This window comes from Microbulbifer sp. MI-G, assembly GCF_030440425.1.
Taxonomy (GTDB): domain Bacteria; phylum Pseudomonadota; class Gammaproteobacteria; order Pseudomonadales; family Cellvibrionaceae; genus Microbulbifer; species Microbulbifer spongiae.
In genome coordinates, this window is record NZ_CP098023.1 from 3,077,423 (window position 1) to 3,102,494 (window position 25,072).

At 47.0% G+C, this 25,072-nt stretch carries 18 protein-coding genes; 1 reads left to right on the top strand and 17 read right to left on the bottom strand.

Annotated elements, in window-relative coordinates; genetic code table 11:
• The first annotated feature begins 120 nt into the window (after positions 1-120).
• Positions 121-1,050, top strand: coding sequence for a LysR family transcriptional regulator (locus tag M8T91_RS12860; protein WP_301414560.1), 930 nt, complete (start codon positions 121-123; stop codon positions 1,048-1,050).
• Between the two features lie 166 nt (positions 1,051-1,216).
• Here M8T91_RS12860 and M8T91_RS12865 read toward each other — a convergent pair whose 3' ends face one another.
• The 17 genes from M8T91_RS12865 to rfbD form a co-directional block, all read right to left on the bottom strand.
• Positions 1,217-2,953: a DEAD/DEAH box helicase gene (locus M8T91_RS12865; RefSeq protein ID WP_301414561.1), complete on the bottom strand. Its 1,737-nt coding sequence runs from the start codon at positions 2,951-2,953 to the stop codon at positions 1,217-1,219.
• A gap of 221 nt (positions 2,954-3,174) precedes the next feature.
• A complete protein-coding gene (locus M8T91_RS12870; protein WP_301414562.1) occupies positions 3,175-4,416 on the bottom strand; it encodes a capsule polysaccharide biogenesis protein in 1,242 nt (413 codons plus the stop codon).
• A gap of 399 nt (positions 4,417-4,815) precedes the next feature.
• The gene (locus tag M8T91_RS12875) at positions 4,816-5,865 is read right to left on the bottom strand and encodes a phytanoyl-CoA dioxygenase family protein (protein WP_301414563.1); all 1,050 of its coding nucleotides are present in this window, start codon (positions 5,863-5,865) and stop codon (positions 4,816-4,818) included.
• Between the two features lie 141 nt (positions 5,866-6,006).
• On the bottom strand, positions 6,007-8,058 hold the full coding sequence (locus M8T91_RS12880; RefSeq protein WP_301414564.1) for a capsule polysaccharide biogenesis protein: 2,052 nt from the start codon (positions 8,056-8,058) through the stop codon (positions 6,007-6,009).
• The gene (locus M8T91_RS12885) at positions 8,049-9,023 is read right to left on the bottom strand and encodes a glycosyltransferase family protein (RefSeq protein ID WP_301414565.1); all 975 of its coding nucleotides are present in this window, start codon (positions 9,021-9,023) and stop codon (positions 8,049-8,051) included. Before M8T91_RS12885 ends, M8T91_RS12880 begins: the two co-directional genes overlap by 10 nt.
• A gap of 527 nt (positions 9,024-9,550) precedes the next feature.
• A complete protein-coding gene (locus M8T91_RS12890; RefSeq protein ID WP_301414566.1) occupies positions 9,551-11,764 on the bottom strand; it encodes a glycosyltransferase family 2 protein in 2,214 nt (737 codons plus the stop codon).
• 183 nt (positions 11,765-11,947) lie between these two features.
• The gene (locus M8T91_RS12895) at positions 11,948-13,090 is read right to left on the bottom strand and encodes a glycosyltransferase family 92 protein (protein ID WP_301414568.1); all 1,143 of its coding nucleotides are present in this window, start codon (positions 13,088-13,090) and stop codon (positions 11,948-11,950) included.
• Between the two features lie 141 nt (positions 13,091-13,231).
• Positions 13,232-13,792, bottom strand: coding sequence for a sulfotransferase (locus M8T91_RS12900; protein ID WP_301414569.1), 561 nt, complete (start codon positions 13,790-13,792; stop codon positions 13,232-13,234).
• A 164-nt stretch (positions 13,793-13,956) separates the two neighbouring features.
• Complete coding sequence (gene galE, locus M8T91_RS12905; protein WP_301414570.1) at positions 13,957-15,021, bottom strand: UDP-glucose 4-epimerase GalE; 1,065 nt, start codon at positions 15,019-15,021, stop codon at positions 13,957-13,959.
• Positions 15,022-15,212: 191 nt separating this feature from the next.
• A complete protein-coding gene (locus M8T91_RS12910; RefSeq protein WP_301414571.1) occupies positions 15,213-15,605 on the bottom strand; it encodes an FAD synthase family protein in 393 nt (130 codons plus the stop codon).
• Positions 15,606-15,634: 29 nt separating this feature from the next.
• Entirely contained in the window at positions 15,635-17,938 is a 2,304-nt protein-coding gene (locus tag M8T91_RS12915) for a LicD family protein (protein WP_301414572.1), read from the bottom strand.
• Positions 17,939-18,189: 251 nt separating this feature from the next.
• Positions 18,190-18,696, bottom strand: a complete 507-nt coding sequence (locus tag M8T91_RS12920; RefSeq protein WP_301414573.1) for an LbetaH domain-containing protein — start codon at positions 18,694-18,696, stop codon at positions 18,190-18,192.
• 54 nt (positions 18,697-18,750) lie between these two features.
• A complete protein-coding gene (locus M8T91_RS12925; RefSeq protein ID WP_301414574.1) occupies positions 18,751-19,698 on the bottom strand; it encodes a hypothetical protein in 948 nt (315 codons plus the stop codon).
• Positions 19,691-20,929: a glycosyltransferase family 4 protein gene (locus tag M8T91_RS12930; RefSeq protein WP_301414575.1), complete on the bottom strand. Its 1,239-nt coding sequence runs from the start codon at positions 20,927-20,929 to the stop codon at positions 19,691-19,693. The genes M8T91_RS12925 and M8T91_RS12930 overlap by 8 nt, the downstream gene beginning before the upstream one ends.
• Before the next feature lie 9 nt (positions 20,930-20,938).
• Positions 20,939-22,807, bottom strand: coding sequence for a glycosyltransferase family 2 protein (locus M8T91_RS12935; protein ID WP_301414577.1), 1,869 nt, complete (start codon positions 22,805-22,807; stop codon positions 20,939-20,941).
• Between the two features lie 48 nt (positions 22,808-22,855).
• Positions 22,856-23,932 carry a dTDP-glucose 4,6-dehydratase gene (gene rfbB / locus M8T91_RS12940; RefSeq protein WP_301414578.1) on the bottom strand — a complete coding sequence of 359 codons (1,077 nt, stop codon included), beginning with the start codon at positions 23,930-23,932 and terminating at the stop codon, positions 22,856-22,858.
• Between the two features lie 219 nt (positions 23,933-24,151).
• Complete coding sequence (rfbD, locus tag M8T91_RS12945; RefSeq protein ID WP_301414580.1) at positions 24,152-25,024, bottom strand: dTDP-4-dehydrorhamnose reductase; 873 nt, start codon at positions 25,022-25,024, stop codon at positions 24,152-24,154.
• Between the last annotated feature and the right edge of the window lie 48 nt (positions 25,025-25,072).

A 25,072-nucleotide genomic window follows, 5' to 3' on the forward strand; every position in this document is an offset into this window, starting at 1 on the left:
GCGTTGTCACCGGTGCCAGTGCCAGCCACACCCTCTGCGAGCATCCGGACTTGATTGTGTCAATACAATGTTATTCAATCAATTTCATATTTTTTGCAATAAACATGAATAAACCTAAAGATGATTGAACTGCGCCAATTACGCGCCCTAAGTGCCTTGAGAGATACCGGCAGCCTGGTACGGGCCGCAGAGCGCCTGCACCTGACCCAGTCGGCCCTGTCACACTTATTCCGGGAGATGGAGCAGCGCCACAACCAGCCGTTGTTTGTGCGCAAGTCCCGCCCGCTGTGCTTTACCACTGCCGGGCTGCGCCTGTTACAACTGGCCGATGCTGTACTGCCACAGGTGACCCTGGCCCAGCGCGACCTGGCACGGCTGGCCTGCGGCCAGTCCGGTCGTTTGAATATCGCCATTGAATGTCACAGTTGCTACCAGTGGCTGATGCCAACCCTGAACACCTATCGGGACGACTGGCCCGAAGTGGAGCTGGATCTGTGCAGTGGCTTTCACTTTGCTCCGCTGCCGGCGCTGGTGCGCGGCGACCTGGACCTGGTAGTTACTGCCAATCCGGATACGATGTTGAAAGACATCCACTACCAGCCCCTGTTCAGTTTCGAGATGTGCCTGGCGCTGAGCCGCAAGCACCGGTTGCTGGAACACGGCAAGCGGCGCTGGATCGCGCCCAAAGACCTGGCCGGGGAAGTGCAGATCACTTACCCTGTGGAGCGGGAGCGGCTGGATATCTTCCAGCGCTTCCTCGACCCAGCGGGAGTGGAACCTGCGGAAGTGCGCACGGCGGAACTAACAGTTATGATGGTGCAGCTGGTGGCGAGCGCGCGCGGCGTCTGTGCCCTGCCCGACTGGGCCCTGCACGAATACCTGCAAAAAGGCTTTATTGCCCAGCTGCGCCTGGGAGAAAAGGGCCTTTGGAGCACTCTGTACGCCGCCGTGCGGGCAGATATGCTGGATCAGGCCTACATTGTCGATTTCCTGCAAACCGCACGGGATACCTCATTTAGCCACTTAAACAGGATACGCGCAGTTACCTGATAAAATGGCAACCCTCCAACAGGACCAGCACAGAGATCTCCACCGATATTCACAACCAGAAACCGGGCACCGTATTTTTACCGGTAAGTGCCCATTCTCCGCCATTATCCCCAGAGCCCGCGGGGAGACCGGGAGCACGGCTTGGCAGCAGACTCTTGCCGCCCCATCAATCCTGCCTGTCAGCACGCCTGGGCTTGCGCCTCCCTTTGGGCTGACCACCGGGCTTTACACCCGCATCACCGGAACGGGAAATCCGCATGGGCTGTCCCGCTACCCGCACTTTTTTCAGGTGCTGGAAAACCTCTTTGGGCATGCCCTCTGGAAGATCGACCGTGGTGTAATCCGGGTAAATCTCAATACGGCCGATATATGAGCTGTCCAGCTCGACCTCATTGGCGATTGCGCCCACAATACCGCCCGGACGCACACCCTGCTCGCGGCCGATTTCGATGCGGAAACGCTCCATGCCCTCCTCCGGGGGCGGCATCTTGCGGTCCTTTTCGTAACCATCCTGCTTGCGACGGCCTTCGAACTCCCCGCCCCGCTCCTGCCGAGCCTTGCGGGGCTTCGGCTTCTGCTCCCTGATCAGCAGGGGCTGGTCACCCTGGGCCATAGACGCCAGTGCTGCGGCAACATCCAGCGGATCCACTTCGTTTTGTGCCAGGTACTCCTCTACCAACTGGCGGTAGGGGGCCAGGTCAGCCTGGCCTTCCAGGGTTGTGGTGATACGCTCGCGGAAGCGCTGCATACGCGCGCTGTTGACCACTTCGGCGCTGGGCAACGCCAGTTTCTCGATCGGCTTTTTGGTCGCCTTTTCAATAATGCGCAGCATACGGCGCTCACGGGGTGCCACAAACAGAATGGCGTCGCCCTCGCGACCGGCGCGGCCGGTGCGGCCGATACGGTGGATATAGGCCTCTGCATCATAGGGAATATCGTAGTTGATCACGTGACTGATACGTTTCACGTCCAGTCCACGCGCTGCCACATCCGTGGCCACAACAATATCGAGCTTGCCGTTTTTCAGCTTGTCGATCACCGCCTCGCGCAGATTCTGCGCCATATCCCCGTTCAGTGCTGCACTGGCAAAGCCCCGCGCGGCCAGCTTATCCGCCAGCTCTACGGTGCTGTTCTTGGTGCGCACAAAGATAATGGTGGCATCCACCGGCTCCGCTTCCAGGATGCGGGTCAGGGCATCCAGTTTGTGCAGGCCACCCACCGGCCAGTAACGCTGGCGAATGGTCTCTGCGGTTTCGGTTTTGACGCGGATCTTGACCTCAACCGGATCCCGCAGGTGCTCGCGTGCGATGCGGGCAATCTCCCTTGGCATGGTGGCAGAGAACAGTGCGATCTGGCGCGTTTCGGGAATCTGCTCCAGCACCCATTGCACATCGTCGATAAAGCCCATGCGCAGCATTTCATCGGCTTCATCCAGTACCAGACTGCGCAGGTTGGACAGATTCAGGGAGCCGCGGCGCATATGGTCCATCACCCGGCCCGGGGTACCCACCACCAGCTGCACACCCCGCTTCAACTGCTGCATCTGTCCGCGGTAGTCGGCGCCACCGTAGATGGGCGCCACATGGAAGCCTTTCAAATGGGCGGCGTAAGACTGGCAGGCCTCGGCCACCTGGATGGCCAGTTCCCGGGTCGGCGCCAGTATCAGCACCTGGGGACGGCGATTATTCAGGTTCAACTGGGAGAGCAGTGGCAGCGCAAAGGCCGCCGTTTTACCGGTGCCGGTTTGTGCCTGGCCCAGCACATCCCGCCCTTCCAGCAGGGATGGGATAGTCTGCGCCTGAATCGGTGACGGCGTTTCGTAGCCGAGCTTTTCAATGGCATCGAGGATTTCAGGCGGCAGGCCCAGCTGGCTAAAGCCAACCGGTTGGGAAATATCGGTCATTTCGGGAGTCACTTGAAGCCCCAGTGCCGTTCGCAGAACTGGGGTGCTGGATAAAAGGTGGGGCAGTCTAACAGGTTAAATTGCAAAGAACAGCCTGTTTTTTGATCAAAATTTGCTCCCTGAAGCTGGGTTTGGTGTAAGTTCTTTGCTCGTGGATTAGTGGCTGAGCGATACGTTTTCCTGGGGACAGCGCTTTGAGGCTCAGTAAACTGAACCCCCTCTCAGCCCGTGTGCATGTTTCTGGCTTCGACCAGCGTATCGCTAGGCCCACTGTTCACAGTCTGCAGCAGGCGTTCGTTAACCCCTTCGACGGTCTTATTGATTCCCTTGAAAAAGCTACCATCCAGTTGGGTTTGCTCATATAAATAGGTCCGAAAGCGCAGAAACAGCTTATGGTCAACCACAGCAGGGGCCTTCCAAAAGCTGGAGAGTGAACCCTGGTGCGTTAGACCCCGCAAATCGTAGAACGCGCGCCCCAGCACCTTGGTTGAAACCCTGTGCAGAAGCGCTGAAATGCCCACGGTGCTGTTGATGGTCACAACCCCCCTGGCATGATCCAGCAAGGTGGGCAGATGCAGATCATGGCAGTAAATCACCCTGCCGGAGAGTCCATAGCGCACCTCCAAGGCATCAACAAGCTTTTGGTAGTGACAAAAGCCCCGATCCATTGGGTGGTGTTTGATCACAAGTACTGTATTTGCCGGGGCATAACGCGCAAAGGATTTCAATACTGCGTCAATTGCGTTTTCCATAGAGAGCAGGTCCGAGTGCTCACGAAGTTGGAAATCATCTCGGGTTTGTAACGGAAACAGGAAAAACTTACGACTGAAATTCGTCGTCAATTTTGGGGTTAAGGAACGCTGGGTAACCCTGTAGAGACCCTTTCGGAAAAAGCTTCTGATCCAACAAGCCCCCTCCGCTTTCCAGTCTCGGCTTCGATGATGCTGATAGTGCGGATACCTGGACCTGGCAAAACGCATCGCCAGATAATAGCCCATAGCAAAACGGGCCCGTTGAAAGAAAGTCCGACCTACAGGCGCCCCGGGTTGACGCCCGCGGCTCTGGTAACGCCCAATAGCCTCATGAGACCAGTCTGTATGGGAAAAAGCATTCACACCACCCCACTCAAAAGTTACAAAATCCGGGCGTAAATAACCCTCTTCAAAAACACCAAAGGGTATACCCAGAGACTCGCAGACTGCTCGGGCCCTGGTATGCAAAGGCCGGCAGTCACCATAGACAAATACGGCTTCTGCATCATGCTCCAGCAAATAGCGACGAAAAAAGGATGGCCAGTCATGTTCACAACCGCTGAAATCGGCCTGGAAATCGGCCCAGCCAAAAAAACGGTCACCGCCATTAAAATTGATCTTGTGGGTGATCACCCCTTGCTTTGACAGTTTTTTTGCCAACTCGGCAAAGAATAGGCCATGAGGCCCCTGTAAAAATACCGCCACAGGCATGAATTTCCCCTACCCAAAAACTACAACACGCAACAGCATATGCTGCCAACACCCAGGCAATTCCCCTTTCAAGTTATATTTGAGTAAATTGTGCCTGTTTTCGCCACTTTCACACTGCTGTTTAGCTTGAGAGTGCCTCAAAAATGAACCGCGCATTGCAACACTAATCTTCGCAAATGTCTATATACAGGTGAATTACTTCTATAGCGACTGCTTCAAAACGTTCTATATGTCGGTCAATCACAAAAACCCATGCCTGCTGCAAAGCTGCATTCAAGGAATCATTTCATAAATAATAGATTTACCAGACCAATCAAAGTGCGTGCATTGATTATTATTTTTTTGTTTGAAATCACATAATACCGTTTTGCCCATGAGTGGATTTTATTTTTATGGATCTTAAACTGAGTCTTGGATCCGTGTAAATCTTCCAAAGAAAGTATTTAGCTCTCCACTGGCAATTTTGCGCTTGTCCAATCTTTGTAAAACCTTTCCCCAACCCCATTCAAACAACCTTCCCGTGTATTTTGGACAAGGGGTAAACAGTGGGTTGAAGGGGTTATCCCGTGCCTGCATCCAGATTGTCATTCGGTTGGATTTCGCACTGGCCTCACCACGGCGATGAAACCCGAACACATTGGCTATTACAAGCGTGTTGGGAGGCACACACAGTTTCTCAACCGACAGCCCCATCTTAGCAAGTGCAAAATCACTGACCCGAAATGACCCATCCCAATATCTTCCCTTGTCCCGAAGTGCGCCTTTCTGACATGCCTTCAGGCTCTGACTGTATTCCCACTTTAAACGCCCCCAGGAAAGGCGATGAGAGCCTGGTACATAAATATAGGGCCCGTTTTGGTCGTCGGTGCCGTCAATATACAACCAGGCTTTCACACAGGGGTGGAATGTATCCGCATGCATATCCCGCTGTGGATCAGGGCGGGGTGTTACATTGGCATGATTGCATAGATTTTCTATGAAAAAAAAGGGGGGACGATTTTTAGAGGAGCTGTAACGCATCAACCTATCAAGATAGGGATTGTCCGCTAGCTGACAAAATTCCGGTGCCTGTCGTCTGCTGGCGTGATCCATAAAAACACGCTGCGTCAAAGTCGTCCCCTCAACAACTTCGCGTATCATCCCCTTATAGCTATTGAGTTCAACAGAGAGGTTAGTGAACTGCGCCTCTGGTAAAAAATTCTTTTTCAGGATAAATCCTTTTTCAAGAAAGTCTTTTCTATCTTTTTCAGATACCAATGGGGACAAGAGTAAAAGGCGCAACCTGAACAGCAAATGGGCCACTACGACCCTGATTACATGCAATCCACAACGATTTAACCAATAGCTCCCTATAAGCGGGTTGTTCCTAAAGCTTTTACCCCAACTAAAAATTTCAAAAACCCATTTTGGCAATTTCCAGACCAAATCTATGAAATCACGAATTCGCATAAACCCTTCATCCCAGGATTAATATAGTAAAATTCCACACAAGTATTTTTTATAGATAAGTTATACAAAATTCACATAAAGAAAGTTAACTTATACCCTCACCACCATTTATTGACATAATCCAAAGCCAGGAATAAATCCCTATTTGAACAGATATTTATTCCGGTACCAACGATAGATTTTCTGAATAACCCCGGCTGGACCTATTGTATTCCTGTTATTATCCAGCAGCTCTACCGCTGTCTCAACATCAATATATTCTCCCGAAGAGGGATCTATATAAAATGGATAGAGAATCAGGGTTCCGGCGATTAGTTCATCCAAAGTCAGCCTTCGACTTCTTCTGGCTTTGAAGGCTTCAAGATCAATGCCAGCCAAAACATCGCCAGTGAGGAGTTTATCGTCTGTTAGGCCCCATCCTGCATAAAAAGGCAATCCATAGGTTACTACTTTCAGGCCACGCAATAATGCCTCAAACCCTGTCAAAGAACTCAATGTATGAACTTCATTTACCTGCTTGAGCAATACAGACATTTCGATATTTTGAATCAAGTGATCATAAACTGCCTCTGAGTCAGGCTGCAGTGCTCCCAAACGAGCTCCTACTTCAACATCTGGATGGGGCTTGTAGAGTATATAGGCATCGGGGTTTTCAGACCTGACCTTTTCCAACAGAGATTGATTGCTTTTTATTCTCGGTGATCCAAAAGCAATCGATGCATCACTCTCAACCTGCCCTGGCACCAGTATGATTTTTCGATCTCGGGGAAAACTAAAAGAGTCCAACCCACCAGAGCTTCCAACATTATATTTACTGATACCCTTTTCAAGAATCATTTTTTGTAATTTTCTAGCACGATTAATTAGCGTAAGAGAGAATTCTGTTTTATTCAACAATACCTCTAAATCACTGGAACAGTGTGCATTAAAGTATATCCCTCTTGCATCAAATACCAATGATATAGGAGCAACCAGATCTGCACCCAAACCAACTGAGCGCAGAAATCCATCTTCAGCCTGCCAGAGGTTTAATTCGGACTTCTCACAGCTGTTGCGTAATTCTTCCGTAACACTGCTGGCCCATACAAGCGCATTCACGCCCTCAGTGGCCTTGTGTATTTTCTGAAAATCACTTATAAACTGTATATTTTTACGCCGCTCCAAAAAATCAGCAATAAACCGCCGCTTCCAGGATGAGAAACCTACCCCTACCCAACGTCCATTCAAATGGGAGAACATGCGTTTTTGCTCCGCAATTAAACGGACAGTATCCTCAAATTTGCAAGGGCGGCCAGTATAAGGGTTGATATAGCGGCAATAGAGATAATAGGCTGCAAAAAAAATCTGAGCCAGGGAACGAGAGACATTTCGACGGTTCAATTTTTGACGGTCTTTGGTTAATCCCCATCCCGCATAAAAGGGAATACCAAAGCAGTGCACCTCTTTGCCGGCAATCAATGCATCAAAGCCCAACTGGCTAGTGACGACATAGACCTTTTCTATATCATCAAATAATGCCCAGGGGGAAATATCTTCTGCAATTACGCGACAACCCTGCTTGTGAGCTTGGCTGAGCAAGTATCCCTTTTTCTTGCCAACAATTACATCCGGGTGTATCTTTACAAGAATTTCTGCATCGGGATTTTCCCGTATTGCGGAATCCAACATTGTATAAAACTGTTGCCTGGAGCCATAGCCAGCCTGTACAGAGATATCATTATATGTTTGGTCCACCACCAGCACGCGCCTTGGCTTGCCGAGCCAGCTTAAGGGCAAATCTGTAGAGTTATTATACTTTGACAGGCGATAATGCTTGAGAAGCTCTATTCCCCTATTCGCTCGCTTAATATTCTCTTGGCTAAAATCCGCCTCTTTGATAAGGTTTTCCAGGTCACTGACTTGCGTGGCATCATAATAAATTCCCGTATTATCCACTACAAGGCTATGGGGCAGTGAACCTTCAACACCAAGCCCCAAAGAACGTAAAAATCCATCCTCAATACAGATATAAGGCAAATGATATTTATTGGCGATTTTTCGCGCTTTAATTGCAGTATCCTTGAGCCCCCAACCAACCATATGGGTTATTTCATTACCAGGGTAAAAGGGGATATAGCGGCACTGTGCCCTGAGAAACTGATCCAGATTTTTCAAACGACGCAAGCCGAGGGAGCAATAACCAACTACAGGCACTGTCGTGCCTCCTCTAACATACGCTGACGCAAGCCTTGATCTTCTGCCAAGCGTAATATGGCTTCTACCCAGACCTCTGGTTCCATTGGTAATAACAAACCATTTTCCTCATGCCTGACCACTGTGGCATAAACAGAACCTTCTGTGTATATTCCCACGGCGCCCGCCTGGGTAATATCAAAAAACTTGGTGTGTGATCTTGCCCGGTTGAAAGGGGTATCAAGCAAGGGTGCCAAACCTATATGGCGGCCAGGCCGCCGAATTAAAGACCGGTATGCCGGCCATTTCATTGGATACAGTACTTGGACCCTGGGCAAACTGCGAAAGAGCTTATTAACCCTTTTGTCACCTATGACCTCAAAAATCATATTTTGGTTTCTTTTTAAGGATTCCTCAATGATCGGATATAGCCAGCACAGATCTTTATAGTGTGAAGCAGAACCATGGTAAAAAACAGTCTGCGGTTCATCGACTTCGAAATTAATAGGCTGTGCCTTCAGCAGGATTGGTTCCCATTCTGTATATTTCTGTTGTAGCCAGGGGGTAGACACCAGCAGTTTAGCACCTATAGATCGCAGCCATTGTTGATTGAACCAACTATAACGCAAGAGTTTGGCCTGGTATCGCAACGGCATGCCGTTAAAGGCTCGCCAGCTCAACAGATCATCGTCCATAAAAAGGTAAATTGTGGAAATAGAACTCCGATATTTTTCGATCACAGCCTTCCAAGCTGGGGGCACATAGCGTACAAAAAGAATGGTTGCCCCTTTAATTTTTTCTTTTGAAGGAATCTGGCCAAACGATACACGCTCGAATTGTATTTTATTTTTATGCAAGTAGGGAAGCACAAAATAATCTGTAGAGGGATTCCCTCCCTCCTCCACAACAAAATATTGGATATTTTTCTCCAAAACCAAAACATCAAGATTTAAATAAAAAAACAGAAAAAAATGCCAGCACTTCAAAAATCTTATTCACCAGGACTTCTTTCCGCCAAACCCTTAAAACCATCATATTTCATTCTTCCTCCCTGCATATGCTCACAGATACGCTAGTAGTGCAGTAATACCAATGCCCTCTGCAGAATCAGTCTGAAACCTATAATAGATGCATCCTCAAATTATTCTTTAAAACCGCATACTTTTCAAATTTTTTAATTTTCCTATGGGTGTATATAGAGAGTTCAGGCATTTGGGCTTGGCTTTAGTGATTTTCACATTGTTTAATATTACGCGCCAGTTATTTAAACTCAATAGTTGAATCACACCAGAAGTAGAAACTTCCCACACCAGTGCAAAGCCATATTTTTAATTACTCAATGAAGAATCTTAACCCACGAGTTATAAATTCGCAATGTCTCACCATATAGTAATTAAAGTGCAAAAATAACGTAAACTTCAATATTTTGTAGCCTAATCTGGATTTGTATTGACAAATTTCTTTGGAAAAACCACCCCAGTATAAAAGCTTAAATAACCAACTAAAATTTCAATTATGCCAAAGAAAAATCCTCAAGTGCCAAAGTCAAATTGGGGTTGTAAGCCGGATCCCGATCCAACAGACCCCCCCAACGCTTGCGCATATAGGCAGTCTCCGCCGCCATCCGGCGCCGCTTGATCAAGGTATCATCCGCGCCGCGAGAGATAGATTCATGATGATAGAGTTCCGCATAGGGCGTCCAAAGATTCCGATAACCCAACTCGCGTACTTTCAAGCACAAATCTACATCATTAAAGGCTACCGGAAGCTTCACCTCCTCCAAGCCACCTGCCTCCTCAAATACAGATTTTCTCAGTAATAAACAGGCGCCGGTGACCGCTGAAAAATTCTGCACCAGGCTCAGACGGGCAAAATAGCCATGCTCACCCCGACCAAAATGCTTGTGCGCATGGTTAGCAACGCCCCCGATACCAAGAATGACACCGCCATGCTGGATAGTATCGTTGGGGTAATATAGCTTGGCACCCACACAACCTATTTCCGGGCGGCAAACCTGGCTGACCATCTCCGTCAGCCAGCTTCCGTTTATCGGTTCAATATCGTTGTTGATCAGGCCGATGATCTCCCCTCTCGCCTGACTTACACCGAAATTGTTAATGGCCGAATAATTGAACGAATAGTCCCAGCAACAAACCCTTACCCGAGGGTCGGTACGGACCTTTTCCAGATAGTTAAGAGTCTTTTGACAGCTACTCTGATTATCCAGAATTAGTAACTCAAAATTTGGATAATCCGTGAGAGACAAAATTTTGTCTACACAGGGCTGGAGAATGTCATAATGATCTCGGGTTGGTATCAGGAGGCTGACAAGAGGCCTTTTCTTCGGCAGGTTCCAGCATATCCGGTATGTATTCGGCACAAAGCCCTGTTCCACCTGCGCATCCAGCTTCTCAGACTCCAAATAGTTACTCAGCACTTTCATACCGGCTTCTGACGTGTAGCTTTTTTCACTACAGTCCAGCGCCGTGGATCCCTCTATCGCCCGCCAATGGTAGAGAATTTCCGGAATATGCACCACATTGCCAGCATTCAGATAGGGCAAACAGCGCAGTAACAGGTCATGATCCTGGGCTCCCTCGACGCCGCTACGAAGCCCGCCAACTTTTCTGACCAGATCTGCCCTCAGCACAGTGAAGTGGCAGATATAATTATTCGACAGCAACAGGTCCGGATTCCAGTCTGGCTTGAAATGCGGATCAAAGCGATAGCCGGCGCGATTAATCTTATCTTCATCGCTGTAAATCAGCTGTGCCTGTGGAGATTTTCCGATCTCCTCACAAACTCTCTGAAGTGCATGTGGCGGTAAAGTATCGTCGTGGTCCAAGAAGGCAATATAGTCTCCTGTTGTCAGCTCCAGTGCACTGCTACTTGCCACAGAGATATGGCCATTTTTGGTGCGAAACACAACTTGAATACGTGAATCTTTGTCTTGGTAGACAGAGAGACACTCCCTAACCTTCAGGTCTGTCGAAGCATCATCGGCAATACAAAGCTGCCATTTGGTGTAGGACTGCGCCAGTACTGAATCAATGCAGGCACGCAAGAATTCGATTCTCGTGTTGTAAGTAGGAAGCACAATGGAAATCAGTGGCCCATCTATCTGAGTCGCGAACTGTGCAGAGGGCAACTGTAACGCCTCCACTTGATCTATCCACTCCCGGTAGGCCCGCCCTCTGCATTTGCGGTTAAAGGTCTCCGCATAGCGAGCAAGACCAAGATTGATCCAGTTACAACGCAACGCACTGGCATCGGCTTTCAAGCGCACCAATACCTCTCCCCTATTGAAACTCCTGAAGCTGTGGTGCCTTGCAATCAGACGCTTTGCCATCAAACCATGGGCAAATCTGGGCAATAGAAATATCAGCTGTAGATGCCCGATACTGAACAAGCCCGTATCCTCCATCGGGTCAAAACGAAGAGTACGCACTCCTTTTGGAAAATACAGCAGTCGTTTCACTATTCGATCAGAACTACAGTTGAGTGAGTAACGCTCCTCCTCGCTGAATCCAAGACCGGAATCGACATATAGGCTGGCATTTGCACTCACTTGATTATGGACCAGTCGCAACTCAAGCATATACCAACCCGGCAGAAGTCGGCGCCCGGGTAAAGAAAACTGTGGGTCCGCACCGAGAGAACGCCACTGAAGACCACTCTCCCATCCATTTACCAGCTCTATCTCGGCAAATGGCTCGAGATGGGGCATCAAATCAACCTTAAAAAAGGATTTTATAAATTTAACCACGACATTTGTCTTTTCTAATTCATGCTTCAAGTATCCAGACCCGCAATAGCCAATGAAAGTCCGACTATAATAGCTTCACAGATATATTCATATCACTTCACAAATAAGGGGCCGGATTTATACTCATTATTACTATTGATAAGGTTAGGAAGCAGACTCCAACGAGTAATTGACCTTGGCACTGATCGAAGTACCGTAGATATAGGCTTCTATCTTATCTTGTGATGTCAGCACCCTATCTGGCCTGAAACTGAAACCACAGTGCCGACGGTTGGAAATCCCTTTTCGAAAAACATCCGGGCGCTCGTGGTCGACATTTACTAAATACTCTTCACCATTTATTAACAGACGAATTTTTAGAGGCCCTTCAAATTCCGATACAGCCCAGCCCCCAACTAATTTCGGCATCACATTCACATGTGCCTTTCCAAAGCAAAGATAGGGGGATTCTGTAGACAATCGTTCACGTAGATTTTCGATTCTCCTCTTTACGTCTCCGGCGAAACAGGCCAAGGCATCATCAAGTTCGTCGTTCAGGTCATGGTCTTTAAAATAGGCTTCTCCTTTTTGCCTACGAGCACTTCCCCCTCCGGAACCCTTCCATTCTTTATTCATTATATGTTCCTGTCGAGACTTTACCACATAGTGGTTAATCCTAATCCTGTCGTATAAAACTTCTATAGTTTTCGGCTCGAACGACGTACCTTTCTCGAACACGGTAGGTTCCAAGTTGCCCGAATAATAGCGACCAGACTCTAGTATGCACTCGTGTATGTTCATTCTGCGAGCCATGCTAGGTTTCAAAACTGTTTTGATATGGCGATTAGCTATGTGATTCTTCTGTGAAGCACGTAAAAAGCGCTCAATAACCAATCCCTCCCCCTTGAATTTACGCCTCGATGAACCAAAATTTCGCCAATTGAGCGCCAGAGCCCCCGCATCCTCAATAGAAGCAAAATCGAATAAATTCTCTTTTAGCGAAAGGTTGTTCGTACTGACCATAAATTCGTCGGCATCGATAAATCCCAGTAAATCCACTTCACTGCCATATCGATGCAATATGTGATTGTAAGCTGGAGCCTGGGGACCGCCATCGCCAATTCTAGGGAAATAGATTCGATTGATTACTCCCAAATAATCCAACGCCTCCAATAATTGGGAGGACCCATCATTACTGATATTATCTGCAATAAAAAATCTGTCGACACCAGCGAGCTGATGATACGCAATCCACTCCAAGATATAATCGAATTCATTCTTGAAGATTCCAGCGACACCTAACTTCATTCAACACCCCACAGTCATCAGCAATAAGATTAAGTAACACTTTACATAAACATCTTTTTGCTGTACTAATTAATTTGAAATATTTTTTAAGTAATCAAAAAACCCGGAATGCTCACCATTCTCAGTGCATCTATCAACAATTCAACAGGCAGTTCTGTGTTCATGCCTGTAATATGAAGCATTAATCTTAGAACAACCGATAAAATTCTTTATTTTTTCACCATCATCTTTTTCTATATTAAATAAAAGAAAATTTTTACGGCCATAAAAATATTGCAACACATTAGAATGATGTCTATGCCATTCGTACTTCCAGCGTTGGACCACTTCTTCACGATCACAGGAGTAGATTTCCTTAAATCGTCGCAGGTAACTCCCTAGACCATGATTAAGCCGGCTATTTATCCATTTTTCTATAGGGCGTGTATTCAATATAAAAAGAGAGCCCGGATACTGCCGATCCAATTCTTGATAGTATTTTTCAAAAGCATATAGGCATCGGGTTGAAACCAGCTCCATATCACTAAAGAAATTATATTCTTCATATCCACTCAACAGTGGCCGCCCATGTAGACAATTAGCCTCAAGCTGCAGAGCCAAGTTTCCATAGTCCCAATGAATGGCTTTATAACCATTGCGCAAAAAAAAATGGTTCAGACTTGTTGTACCGCACTTGTTAAAGCCGATCTGAAATACTCTCATACCAAATATTAAAATCCTAGATAACGTGTTAAAAGCAAGACGGTGCTATAACAAATCGGTAGCTCTCCTTACCACAGATCCGGGCCGGCACCATGTTAGAGAAAACCCGCAGGAATCCCCTTACTCTTGACTACACTTAGAGTAATCAATGGTACATTATACAATCAGTTAACCAACGATGTCGCAATTTCCACCTGCTTATCGCTATCGGCACTCCGGTAACCATTTGGATTACCGCTCTGCCAGCGCCAAGTGTCGGCCATCATTTCCTCCAGCCCCAGGTTCACCGCCCACCCTAGCACTCTCGCCGCCCTGGAAGCATCAGCCCAAAAGGCTGGTAGGTCCCCGGTACGACGCGGCGCCATCTGATAGGGTACAGACACACCTGAAGCTTGCTCAAAAGCTCGAATTATTTCCAGCACCGAAGTGCCCTGGCCAGTCCCAAGATTAAATGCTTCTGCACCTGTGTGATCCGCCAGCCATTCCAGAGCACGGACGTGTCCCAGAGCCAAGTCCACCACATGCAAGTAGTCCCGCAGGCAGGTACCGTCCGGTGTAGGGTAGTCGTCACCAAATACTGAGAGCTCCTCACGCTTGCCCACCGCCACCTGAGCGATATACGGCAGCAGATTATTGGGAATTCCCTGGGGGTCCTCTCCAATCAGTCCTGAGGGGTGAGCTCCAACCGGGTTAAAGTAGCGTAGCAACGCGATAGAAAGCTCCGGGTCGGCAGCGGCAGCGTCGCGCAGAACCTGCTCTACGATCCATTTACTGGTACTGTATGGGTTGCTGGTATTCCCAGTTTGCAAAGTTTCCACATAGGGCACCGGTGCCTCACTACCATAGACAGTGGCCGAAGAACTGAACACCAACCGCTTCACACCGAACGCACGCATAGCCTCCAGCAGCACGAGACTGCCGGAAACATTATTCTGGTAGTATTCGAGCGGCTTCTGGGAGGATTCACCCACCGCCTTCAGGCCGGCAAAGTGAATCACCGCACAAATAGCGTTCTCAGTAAATATCCTATCCAGTAGCATTCTGTCCAGAATATCCCCTCGATAGAAACGCACCGACTTACCAGTGATTTCCTCCACCCGTTGCAATGCTACCTCGGAGCTATTACACAGGCTGTCGATAACCACCGCCTCAAACCCTGCCTCCTGCAGAGCCACCAGGGTGTGCGACCCTATATAGCCAGCGCCACCCGTAACAAGAACCTGCTGCATCCTAGAAAAACCTATGTAAATCCTACTTAAGTCAACAGTTAACCTGAAACCATCATTAACCTATCACCATAGATGGTTTATGAAAAACAAGCTTTCTGAATTTATGTTCGCTATAGGCTGTAAAAATCATAAAATTAGCCTTTGAACAACTTTAAAAACAGCAACTAACCTCAAAAGTCATATCAAAACCGCTAGTTTGAACTAATGATTTCAATAATTTCAGTGGTTGAAACCGAAGGTGTTCTTGGTAAATAACAAACTTCACAAAGGGACTGTAAATGATCAAATTTCCCGACCCAATCATCTCCCATCACCAAGACATCAGCACTGTAAAGAGAAATGTAATGAGCCTTTTTTTCAAGAGTTTCCTCTTCAAAGCAAAAATTAACATATCTCAGGCTATTGATTATTTTCATTCTGTCATGCTGGTTATATATAGGATTTCGTCCTTTTTTTGCCATATTAAGCGCGTCAGTAGAGACACCTACTATCAACCTGTCGCCGAGCGCTGCGGCTCTCTGAAGTAAATTTGCATGCCCCACATGAAAAACATCAAATGTCCCGAAAGTTATTACTGTTCTCATCCCTCCCCCAAAAAATATTTCTCACAACTTTAATTCTCACCTCTACCAATCAGCTCAACAAAGGCCTCCGAGCTACACTCTAGTGTAGTAACATACTCGATTCCCATTGCAACCATCTTTTTTAGCGACGCATTGTAACAATCAACACCTCTAACAGTCTGATTCGGACTCAAACCACTAGAGTGTGGAGGCGTCCAGTTCTGACCGTGAATAAAGCACATGGACTTCAAATCGCGTCTTTTTATCTGGTACATACTTTCACTTATATCCTCATCATAATGTGGATACATAAACATAATGCCATCTACACCATACATCCTCACCTGATCAAGAACTAGTGGGTCAATCTCCCAAGCTTGAGTGTAGAATTTCCAAAACAATAAACTTTCTGGAAAATGCCGAATCAATGGTTCAACTTGTTTTTCGTTGTAAACACAAAAAATAAGCATCGAAGGATCAAATCCTGCATTATCAATACAATGCTTGAGCTTCGAATAGTCCTGAGGCTTGAATCGGGCATCCAGTAGTACCTGCTTACCACTGAGATCTTGCAATGCTCGAGACAACGATGCCATAAATACATCTTTGCCCTGAAAGTCCCCCAATCTAAAATTGACTACTTGCTCCAATGAAGATTTAGACAAATAAATTTTTTCTCCTGCGTTATTCTCAACCAAATCATCATGCGCCAGTACTATTTCCCCATCCCCAGTAACCCTAAGATCAAGCTCTATAACATCAAATCCATAATCAATAGCTTGGAGCAACATGGGAATTGAATTGCTTGGTGGCCTTTTATTCTTAAGGACACACTGAGACCATGCAACTAGACGTGTACGCGTATACCCGTATCTATATTTTCTTTGCTTTTCCCTTTGATCATATAAATCCGATAGGTTTTTATCATTAAAGTAAACTCGCCTCTCTATATGCCAAGACCATTCATGATAAGGATTACTGCGACTCCAGCCCTCACCATATCTATCAAAAAGAAACTCATCCACTTTTGCAGGGCAAGGGTAACGTCTACCATGTAATTTTATTTCTGAAGGCGGCGTCAAAATTTTACAATCAATATCACGGTACACTAAATTTTCCATGACAACACTTGCCTTACCACTAGCAATAGAGGCCCATGCAAAAAATATGTCTATACCAACCGAAGCTGTCGATGAATTAACAGTAATATGAGGAAATGACGATCGAGAACCCACTGTAAACCCAAGCCTCCTCAAATACTCTATAAGAGAATTCCTTTCTCGTTCGCAAGCGCACTCCTCTACAATGTCTGGATAGTATAAAATAATATCAATATCATCATCAAACGGAAGAAAAGCTTCATTTCTAAATGCCCCAAGCAATGTACCATATGCAACCATCGGAATAGCATTTACATCATTCAAAGCACTCATCAGCTTATCAAGATAATCCAAATGAGAATTGCGCTTCGACACAAGAGTATCGTAGTGCACTCTATGCTTAGCAATTACAACCTTCTTATCTTCACCATATTTTCTGCTAATCTTTCTAGTTGCATATTCCCTAAGACAATCTATCGACACATCATCGCACAAGATTGACCCAAACTCTTTTAAGTTACGAGTATTAAAATAATTTTTTGACTGCAACTCTCTATCGATAACTTTCGTTAAGTAATATGCACCCAAGCTATCCAATCTTGGCTTTGCCCCCCCCACAGGAAAAAGAGCACAAACTAATTCATCACTAACCTCTACACCAGATTCAATTAGTTCGTAAAGCTTCAATCTGAGATACTTAGAAGACTGAAAGACATTTTCAGGAATACAAGCTTCACCATTATATTTTGATAAAATCCCATATAATTCATCTTGTAAATTCTGCTTTAACAGATCAGGGACATTTTTATATGAAAACCCCAACTCTCCATCATTCATTCCTTCCAGGGCAATGAATCTGGATCTTAAACCACAGTCACCTTGCCTGTTAAAAACCCTAATAACACTAACATTTCTTTTTTCTTTAAACTTAATCTTCAATCTTGGCCTAAGTTCACACTTACTATGCAATAACTTCCTTTCATTCAAACGCGCCTTCACGCAGTTAGATCCATCCACATCAAAATAGTAATTCGAGCTTAACTTCGCACTCTCAATCAGTCCTAAAAAAACTAAATCTTTTCCGTCATCCATTATAATTTCTATTGCTTGAATGTTTAGAAACTCCCGAAAATCAGAATCAATGTACACCTCAAGCTCAGAAAGATATGTATTGCATTGTATTTCTAATGGCACCCCACTTAAACCCCAAGCACCTAGACTTTCAAGCAACCCAATATTTATTTTTTTATACATTTAAATTAGACCAACCATGATAACTGAAAAACTCTAACCACTTCATTTTCAATGAACGCTCAATGCTTACCAAAATCATCTACAAAAATCTGAGACATCTTATTCAAATTGGTTGGAGACCTAGACCGTGTAATATTCTTTTTTTACAACTTTCGCTGGAACACCCACCGCAATTGAACACTGGGGGATATTTGATGTTAGAATTGCACCAGTACCAATTACAGAACCCGATTTCACCTCAACATCTGGCATTAGTGTTGATTTCTTCCCAGCCATACATGATCACCTAGTGTAGTCACCCTTAACATCTTATTAAGAATCTCCCCACTCTCTAGGCTTACCAACGCATGCTGATCTGCTGATTGAATCAATACCTCACCAGAAAACATGCAATCTGATCCATTTTTTACTTTAGAATTGTCACAAACAATCCGGGTTCCATTTGAGCTTGTGCCCGCACCTATCTCTATCTCACTGCTTCTCCAAAATCTTATCTCATATGAATCAATGCAACCCCTAGAAAAAATAACCCTAGAATCGTTATTACCAACAAAAATAGAAAAAACACCCGCCAGATAGGAAATATCAAAGTGAAATCTATCTTTACAGGCCATCTCACCTTGCTGCATCACAGATATTTTTAGCTTACCGGCAGCGATAGCCTTTTGAGATTCATCACTTATACTGGCCGTACAACTTATACCAAACACTCCCTTAACCTCTACTTCATGAGGAAGATTAAAAATAGAATAATTCAATTTTCGTAAAATCCAACCTTAGATAGGTACTTCAATGAAAAACATGAAAAATTTTCACTTTATTTCTCGGGAAACAAAGAACTCAATAAGCTGATCAAACCCAACCAATGGATCCCACTCAAATTTTTCAACATTCCCAGCATTACTAGTAGATGAAATAAAATCACTCATATCTAAGCCCACACAAAACTCTTCTGAAAATCTTTTGTTAGAGCCTGAGTAATAATCCATCACTATTCGCTCAAAATGCTTTGGAAGAGAAAACCCTATATCTTGATTATTAAATGCTATAAATTCCTTCATAAGGTCTGGCGCCTTAATGCCTTGCCGATTCAAAGCCAAATTCAATAAAACCTCTCTTCTTTTCAGAGAGTAATTAACTCCTCCCGATCCTGGAGTTGCATAGCTTGATAGATCCCCATACACACCACAAGTCTCAAGGAAAATATATTCAATATTTTGGTTGCACTTTCGAACATGATCAAAATTAATAATCGATATTTCAACACCTAGGTCTGCCCATTCTTGACAGTTGACATAGTAGTTTAATAACTTGTCATTTTTTGACCAAACGAGATTTGAAGTTCGTCCCAGAGCTTTTACATCCTGATTAAACCCCGAGGCCAGTAATTTGTCTTGCCTGCGAACAGTATAGATTACCTCCACCTTATCAAAATAAGTCAAGAAATACTTCAAAACTGAGCTTTTTTCAGAAAGGGTAAAATATTCAGAAGAGCAGATAACTACAGAGTCTGCACCAAAGGTTTTTAGCTTCTCAGATATTTCAGATAATTTTTTTTCTTGCAACAGCCTATTAATATCTTCCCGTTTTTTCAAACGTGTATCACTGATGTGCTCACAGGCAATAATATGTGGGTATAGTCCGGACAATACATCAACTCTATGTTCCACTTTCAACCTTTCAGCATTCAGATTCATATAGGCCTGAATAAAACTCGTGCCTGTTTTTGGCATTCCGACATGCAGATACAATTTAGCCATGATAAATACCCCTATGCTTATCTGCGCACTCAAAAATAGTCAGCGGATTTGGAACTTCTTTGACGACCAAGTCCCAATTGCCTTCTCCCCCATAAGCTTTCAATATCGCCTGCTTTAGTGAATTGCTACTCCCGTTGCGGAAGCTGTAGCCATTGACATCATCGGTGATTTTCTCAGCTATTCCGCCAATATCACTGCCAATCAGCGGTCGACCGTGGTTAAATGCCTCCTGAATGACCATCGGCGAGTTTTCCCACCACACTGAGGGAATAATCACCCAATCAGCCTGCTCCATCAATCGACCTATTTCGTGGGATTCATAAGAACCGTGCAGGGTCACCAAGTCACCGAGATCCTCTAACAACCCAAAGATCTTCTCCTGGAACTCCTCTGTTTGCCCCTGCAAATTGGCGCCGTGAATATCCAGGTACACCTTCTCTTGAACATCTTCTGGCAACAGTTTGAAAGCCTCCAGCAAGACATCTACGCCTTTGAACGGGTTGATCTGGCCGAAGAAGGCAAATCGACCACGTACCTCGCCCTCGGCCAATGGTCGCGGTGCCGGGGTTTCGATCTCAGGCTGGCCATTTTCGATCATAACCATTTTGTCCTCAGGAATTCCCCAGGCCTTGTAACGCTCAATCAGGAAATAGCTGGGTGATACAAACCTATCCACCAATTTGAAAATGGACTTGATGTATTTCTCGCGCAAAAAGAAGTCTGCCGCAGAGCGCTCCGGGAAACAGCGTGCGCAATCTGTTGGTGAGGATTTATAGCAAAGCTTCATCTGCTCACCAGGCTTAACCATTTGTCCATGATTGGCACAGATGGCCAAATATTCGTGCAGGGTGAGTACTATACGAGTATCGGGCAGTGTATTCTTGACCTCGCGAATCAATTCCAGGCCCATATGAATATAGTGATGGAAATGCACCACCGTCGGTCTGTAGCGCTGCAGTAACGCACGAAACTCCTGCCATACGTGCTTTTTGTAGCCGGACTGAAACAGGAAGAAGTCCGACATATGGGTGTGGAAAAAGATTTCCCTGTCCGAATTAATCGTGGAAAAAGCGGAACCACCATGGGAAGGCTGGTCGGTACGCGCTAGAAAGATGGTATCCAACCCCTGTCGTTCATATTCCTTGAATAGGTTATAGGCAGCCATTTCAGCACCGCCTTTGCTGTGATCCGGATGACCGTGGGAAACAATCAGTATTCTTTGCTCTGTCATGGTAAGTCCTTAACGCACCAGCTGTTCAATCAGACTTCCCCAACGCTCGGTGTGCTGCCAAGCGTTGTATAGGGTGATCTTAAATTTCCAGTCACAGTTTTCGAACAAGTTTTGCGACAACCTCTCCAGGTGATAGAGCTTTTCATCCGTGAGCACATAGTGGCGGTAACCCGCCTTACGCAATTTCAGGCAGAGATCAGAGTCCTCAAAATCCCCAAGTACATAGGTTTCATCCAGGCCGCCGATAGAGTCGTACAGCGCCTTACTAATAAACATGCAGGCACCGGTAACGGCTGGCGACTCCATCACTGGATCAATATCCATCAGCCATTCCGGATTGCCCTTGCCAGGATGCTCGTTCACCCACAGGTTGCCAAACTGCGGGCTCCTGGAAAAATTCATGCCCACATGCTGGATGGTGCCATCGCCAAAGACCAGCTTCGGTGCGACCACGCCAACGGCTTCCAGCGAAACTGCCTTTTGCTCGATGCGCGAAAGCCAGCCGTTACGACTGGGGATAATATCCGAGTTGAGTAGTACCAGTTTATCTGCAGTGGCGTAGCGCGCACCCAGGTTGTTGGCACCGGCATAGCCCCGGTTGTGCCCGCCGTAAATCACCTTGAAGCCCACAGGGAAGAGCATGCTGGTGTCGTAGCAGAATGGTATAAACGCATCGTAAAGCCTGGGATCATCCAATACGTAGATCAGCTCCGTCTCGGCAAAATCAGCATCTTCGGTAAACTGGGCCACTTGGTGCAGCAGAAAGTCATAACGGCCGTACAGTGGTACTATTACACTACGCTTGGGATCCTTTACTTCGCGACCAAACTGCAATACCTCGACTTGCGGCTCGTCCAGAAGGTAGTGTCGGTTCGCCCAGAGCGCGGATAGGGCCGGGCCGATATGTTTGCGCATATTGCTCTGGACTTCACCACCGCTGACATTGAAATTCACCAGTACCTGCTGACTGGCCTTGGTGATGTCCTCACGGATATTAGTCTGCTGCAGGGGGAAAATACCCAGGCTTCCTTCTTTGGTAAAGAACAGCAGTTCCAAATGGGCTCGCTCCATCAGATGCGGCATGGGCACCCAAGTAAAAAAGCCCGCTTTGTAACCCTGCGCCGCCTTGCCGGGAAAAGCTTCCAATACATCCGGGCGGGCATAGCGCACGGACTCCTTGAGCAAATTCCGGCTGTAACTGCCATCGGTAGTGCGCAATACCAGATTGGCCAGATCCAGATGGCCGTCCAGTAGCCAGCCGGACAAAAATAGCCCGTGACCGGCCACCGCCAGGACATTGTCCCAGTGCCAGTTGATCTTAGATTGGAGTTGACTTTCTTCCAACTTTCTCAATCCCGGTATTCCAAAGATTCCGTTGCCCATGCTTTTAAACATCACATCCAGCAACTCTGCCTTTTCCTCGGTACGCCAGGTCATGCAGTGGCCAAACACCGCTTCGCCACCCAGTTCTGCAAATGGCTTTAACTCCACTTCTTTAACCTGGTCAGCAGCACTTACGGTCATGCGAAGGGCCTTGTTGTCCACGGCCCTGTCGTAGGGCCACTCCACCAGCAGACTATATCCCCAGCGGCTACTACCTTCGAAACCGAAATGTCGGTTTACATCCAGCCGGGTGGTACGCAAGGTAAAGTAATTGAGGCCTTCAATGCCGTCGGCATTGGTATCCACTTCACTGCCGATATGTTCCAGGTGAAATTCCAGAGACTTATGACGCGGGTGAAACGCCCACCCCTGTATCAACAGATGCCGCTCGCCAATCATTCCGCAAACATCCACCCACACTTGCACCAGTTCCGAGAACGCCTTTTCCGGCTTGTCGCCGGTGGTTTTGAAGCGCTTTCGTATCTTAATTCCCATTGTCTATTTCCATCCTTCTCTAGCTGTACTGCAATGCTGCACTATCCACTATCGATATCCGCCGTCCATCACCGCCATCCACCAGCTGTCGTTTTCCAGATACCATTGCAGCGTCTTGCGGATACCAGTTTCAAAGCTTTCCTGCGGTTGATAGCCAAGCGTGTTGTTAGACTTTTGTGGGTCTATAGCGTAGCGGCGGTCGTGGCCTACCCTGTCCTTCACAAAGGTGATCAGTTCCTGCGCTTTGCCAGCTATGGCGGATACCGCTTGCGGGTACTTGTCAGAGAGCACTGGATTCTTAACAAATTCTCGATTCATCAGCTCGGAGATTAACGTGACAATATCAATATTGGTCCATTCGTTGATCCCACCGAGGTTGTAACACTCACCCAGTTGCCCCTTTTTGATCACCAGATCAATTCCTCGCGCGTGGTCCTCCACATAGAGCCAGTCCCGGATCTGCTTGCCATCACCGTAGATTGGTAGCGGCTTGTCCTGAAGAATATTGGTGATCACTATTGGAATCAGTTTCTCCGGAAAATGGAAAGGGCCGTAGTTGTTTGAGCAGTTGCTGGTAGTGACTTTCAACCCATGGGTGTGGTGGTAGGCACGCACCAAATGATCTGACGCAGCCTTGCTGGCCGAGTAGGGGCTATTCGGCGCGTAAGGCGTGGTCTCACTGAAAGGGGAATCCGCCGGGCCCAGGGAACCATAAACCTCGTCGGTGGAAACATGGTGAAAGCGATGTTTCTTTCTGTTTAGCCCTTCATCCAACCAAGTTTTCTTGGCGGCCTTAAGCAGGCTATAGGTGCCGATGATATTGGTTTTGATGAAAGCGTCCGGGTCACTGATGGACCTGTCGACATGACTTTCGGCCGCAAAGTGTACCAGGATGTCTATGCGGTATTTCCTGAGCAGGGTTTCCACCAAGGGCGTATCACAGATATCACCTTGGCAGAAGGAGAAGTTTTCATTGTCATTTACCGGATCCAGATTGGTCCTGTTGCCGGCATAGGTAAGAGCATCCAGCACAACGATCTTGTCTTGCGGGTAGGTTTTCATCCAGTAGTGAACAAAGTTTGCGCCTATAAAGCCGGCGCCGCCGGTTACCAGTAGATTGCTCATTTTCTTGCTGTAGTTTCACTTCAATTTGTTAACTGGCTCAAAGTTTTTCTTGTCCAGAGAGTTAGTATTTAAATTGCAGCAATTTTTTTGATATTGATCACTGCCACGGATCACCCCCACACTTTCTTCTGGTCTCCTCTCCCCCAAGCGGAAAAAGGAGTATGTGGGCTTTTGCGGAGCTAAGGCTGCACAGCCCTTAAGCTCTTTGCAATCAGGCTTCTAGATACCTGCCCTTTCCTTTAGGACCCAGCGCAGTGTCTGACGCCAGTGTTGCAACTCTATTCCCAGGTCCTTCATCAGGCGGGCTTTATCCAGAACACTGTAAGCTGGCCTTGCTGCCGGGGTTGGGTAGTCGGTAGTTCCTATCGGTTGGATTCGCACAGTCTTTTCCAGAGGGAGCAGGCTCACTTGCCTGGCCTCTTCAAAAATAGCCACGGCGAAGTCGTACCAGCTGGCGACACCGGCGTCGGTACAGTGGTAGATACCCCTTGCGTCTCGCTTGTTAACCAGGGCGTAGATGGCACCAGCCAGTGTGCGGGTACTGGTTGGTGTACCTATCTGGTCGGCAACTACACCCAGTTGTTCCCGCTCGCGCATCAGGCGCAACATAGTGTTGACAAAGTTAACCCCGTGGGCGCTGTAAACCCAGGCGGTGCGCAGGATTACAGCTCCCGGCAGCAAAGATTGGACAGCCCTCTCGCCCGCCGCTTTGCTTTCTCCGTATACGCCAAGGGGGCGGACCACATCTTGCGGCTGGTAGGGGGTGGAGCTTTGGCCATCGAATACAAAATCAGTGGATATGTGGATCAGGCGTGTGCCGAATGCCTTGCAGGCTTTCGCCAGGTTTTCCGGGCCACTGGCGTTGACTGCGAAAGCCTGCCCTTTTTCTGTCTCGGCTTTATCTACCGCTGTGTAGGCGGCGGCATTAATGACCACTTCCGGTTTGTACTCGGTGATGGCTTCCGTGACCTGGGAGGCGCTGGTGATATCCAGCTCATTGCGGCCCAAGGCTATCAGTTCGATATTGTCCGGATTGCACTTCTGCAGTTCCAGGGCCAACTGGCCCTTTTCCCCGGTTATAAGGATTTTCATTGGTCGATTTCTGTCATTCTATTCATTCTTTGGATGAATCCGGGTTTT

Excerpts from the sequence above, each read along its gene's own strand:
- galE (WP_301414570.1), bottom strand. The coding sequence starts at position 15,021 with ATGCAGCAGGTTCTTGTTACGGGTGGCGCTGGCTATATAGGGTCGCAC.
- M8T91_RS12930 (WP_301414575.1), bottom strand. The coding sequence starts at position 20,929 with ATGACAGAGCAAAGAATACTGATTGTTTCCCACGGTCATCCGGATCAC.
- rfbD (WP_301414580.1), bottom strand. The coding sequence starts at position 25,024 with ATGAAAATCCTTATAACCGGGGAAAAGGGCCAGTTGGCCCTGGAACTG.
- M8T91_RS12915 (WP_301414572.1), bottom strand. The coding sequence starts at position 17,938 with ATGTATAAAAAAATAAATATTGGGTTGCTTGAAAGTCTAGGTGCTTGG.
- rfbB (WP_301414578.1), bottom strand. The coding sequence starts at position 23,932 with ATGAGCAATCTACTGGTAACCGGCGGCGCCGGCTTTATAGGCGCAAAC.
- M8T91_RS12875 (WP_301414563.1), bottom strand. The coding sequence starts at position 5,865 with ATGCGAATTCGTGATTTCATAGATTTGGTCTGGAAATTGCCAAAATGG.
- M8T91_RS12910 (WP_301414571.1), bottom strand. The coding sequence starts at position 15,605 with ATGAGAACAGTAATAACTTTCGGGACATTTGATGTTTTTCATGTGGGG.
- M8T91_RS12870 (WP_301414562.1), bottom strand. The coding sequence starts at position 4,416 with ATGCCTGTGGCGGTATTTTTACAGGGGCCTCATGGCCTATTCTTTGCC.
- M8T91_RS12860 (WP_301414560.1), top strand. The coding sequence starts at position 121 with ATGATTGAACTGCGCCAATTACGCGCCCTAAGTGCCTTGAGAGATACC.
- M8T91_RS12925 (WP_301414574.1), bottom strand. The coding sequence starts at position 19,698 with ATGGCTAAATTGTATCTGCATGTCGGAATGCCAAAAACAGGCACGAGT.
- M8T91_RS12935 (WP_301414577.1), bottom strand. The coding sequence starts at position 22,807 with ATGGGAATTAAGATACGAAAGCGCTTCAAAACCACCGGCGACAAGCCG.
- M8T91_RS12895 (WP_301414568.1), bottom strand. The coding sequence starts at position 13,090 with ATGAAGTTAGGTGTCGCTGGAATCTTCAAGAATGAATTCGATTATATC.
- M8T91_RS12900 (WP_301414569.1), bottom strand. The coding sequence starts at position 13,792 with ATGAGAGTATTTCAGATCGGCTTTAACAAGTGCGGTACAACAAGTCTG.
- M8T91_RS12865 (WP_301414561.1), bottom strand. The coding sequence starts at position 2,953 with ATGACCGATATTTCCCAACCGGTTGGCTTTAGCCAGCTGGGCCTGCCG.
- M8T91_RS12890 (WP_301414566.1), bottom strand. The coding sequence starts at position 11,764 with ATGCCCCATCTCGAGCCATTTGCCGAGATAGAGCTGGTAAATGGATGG.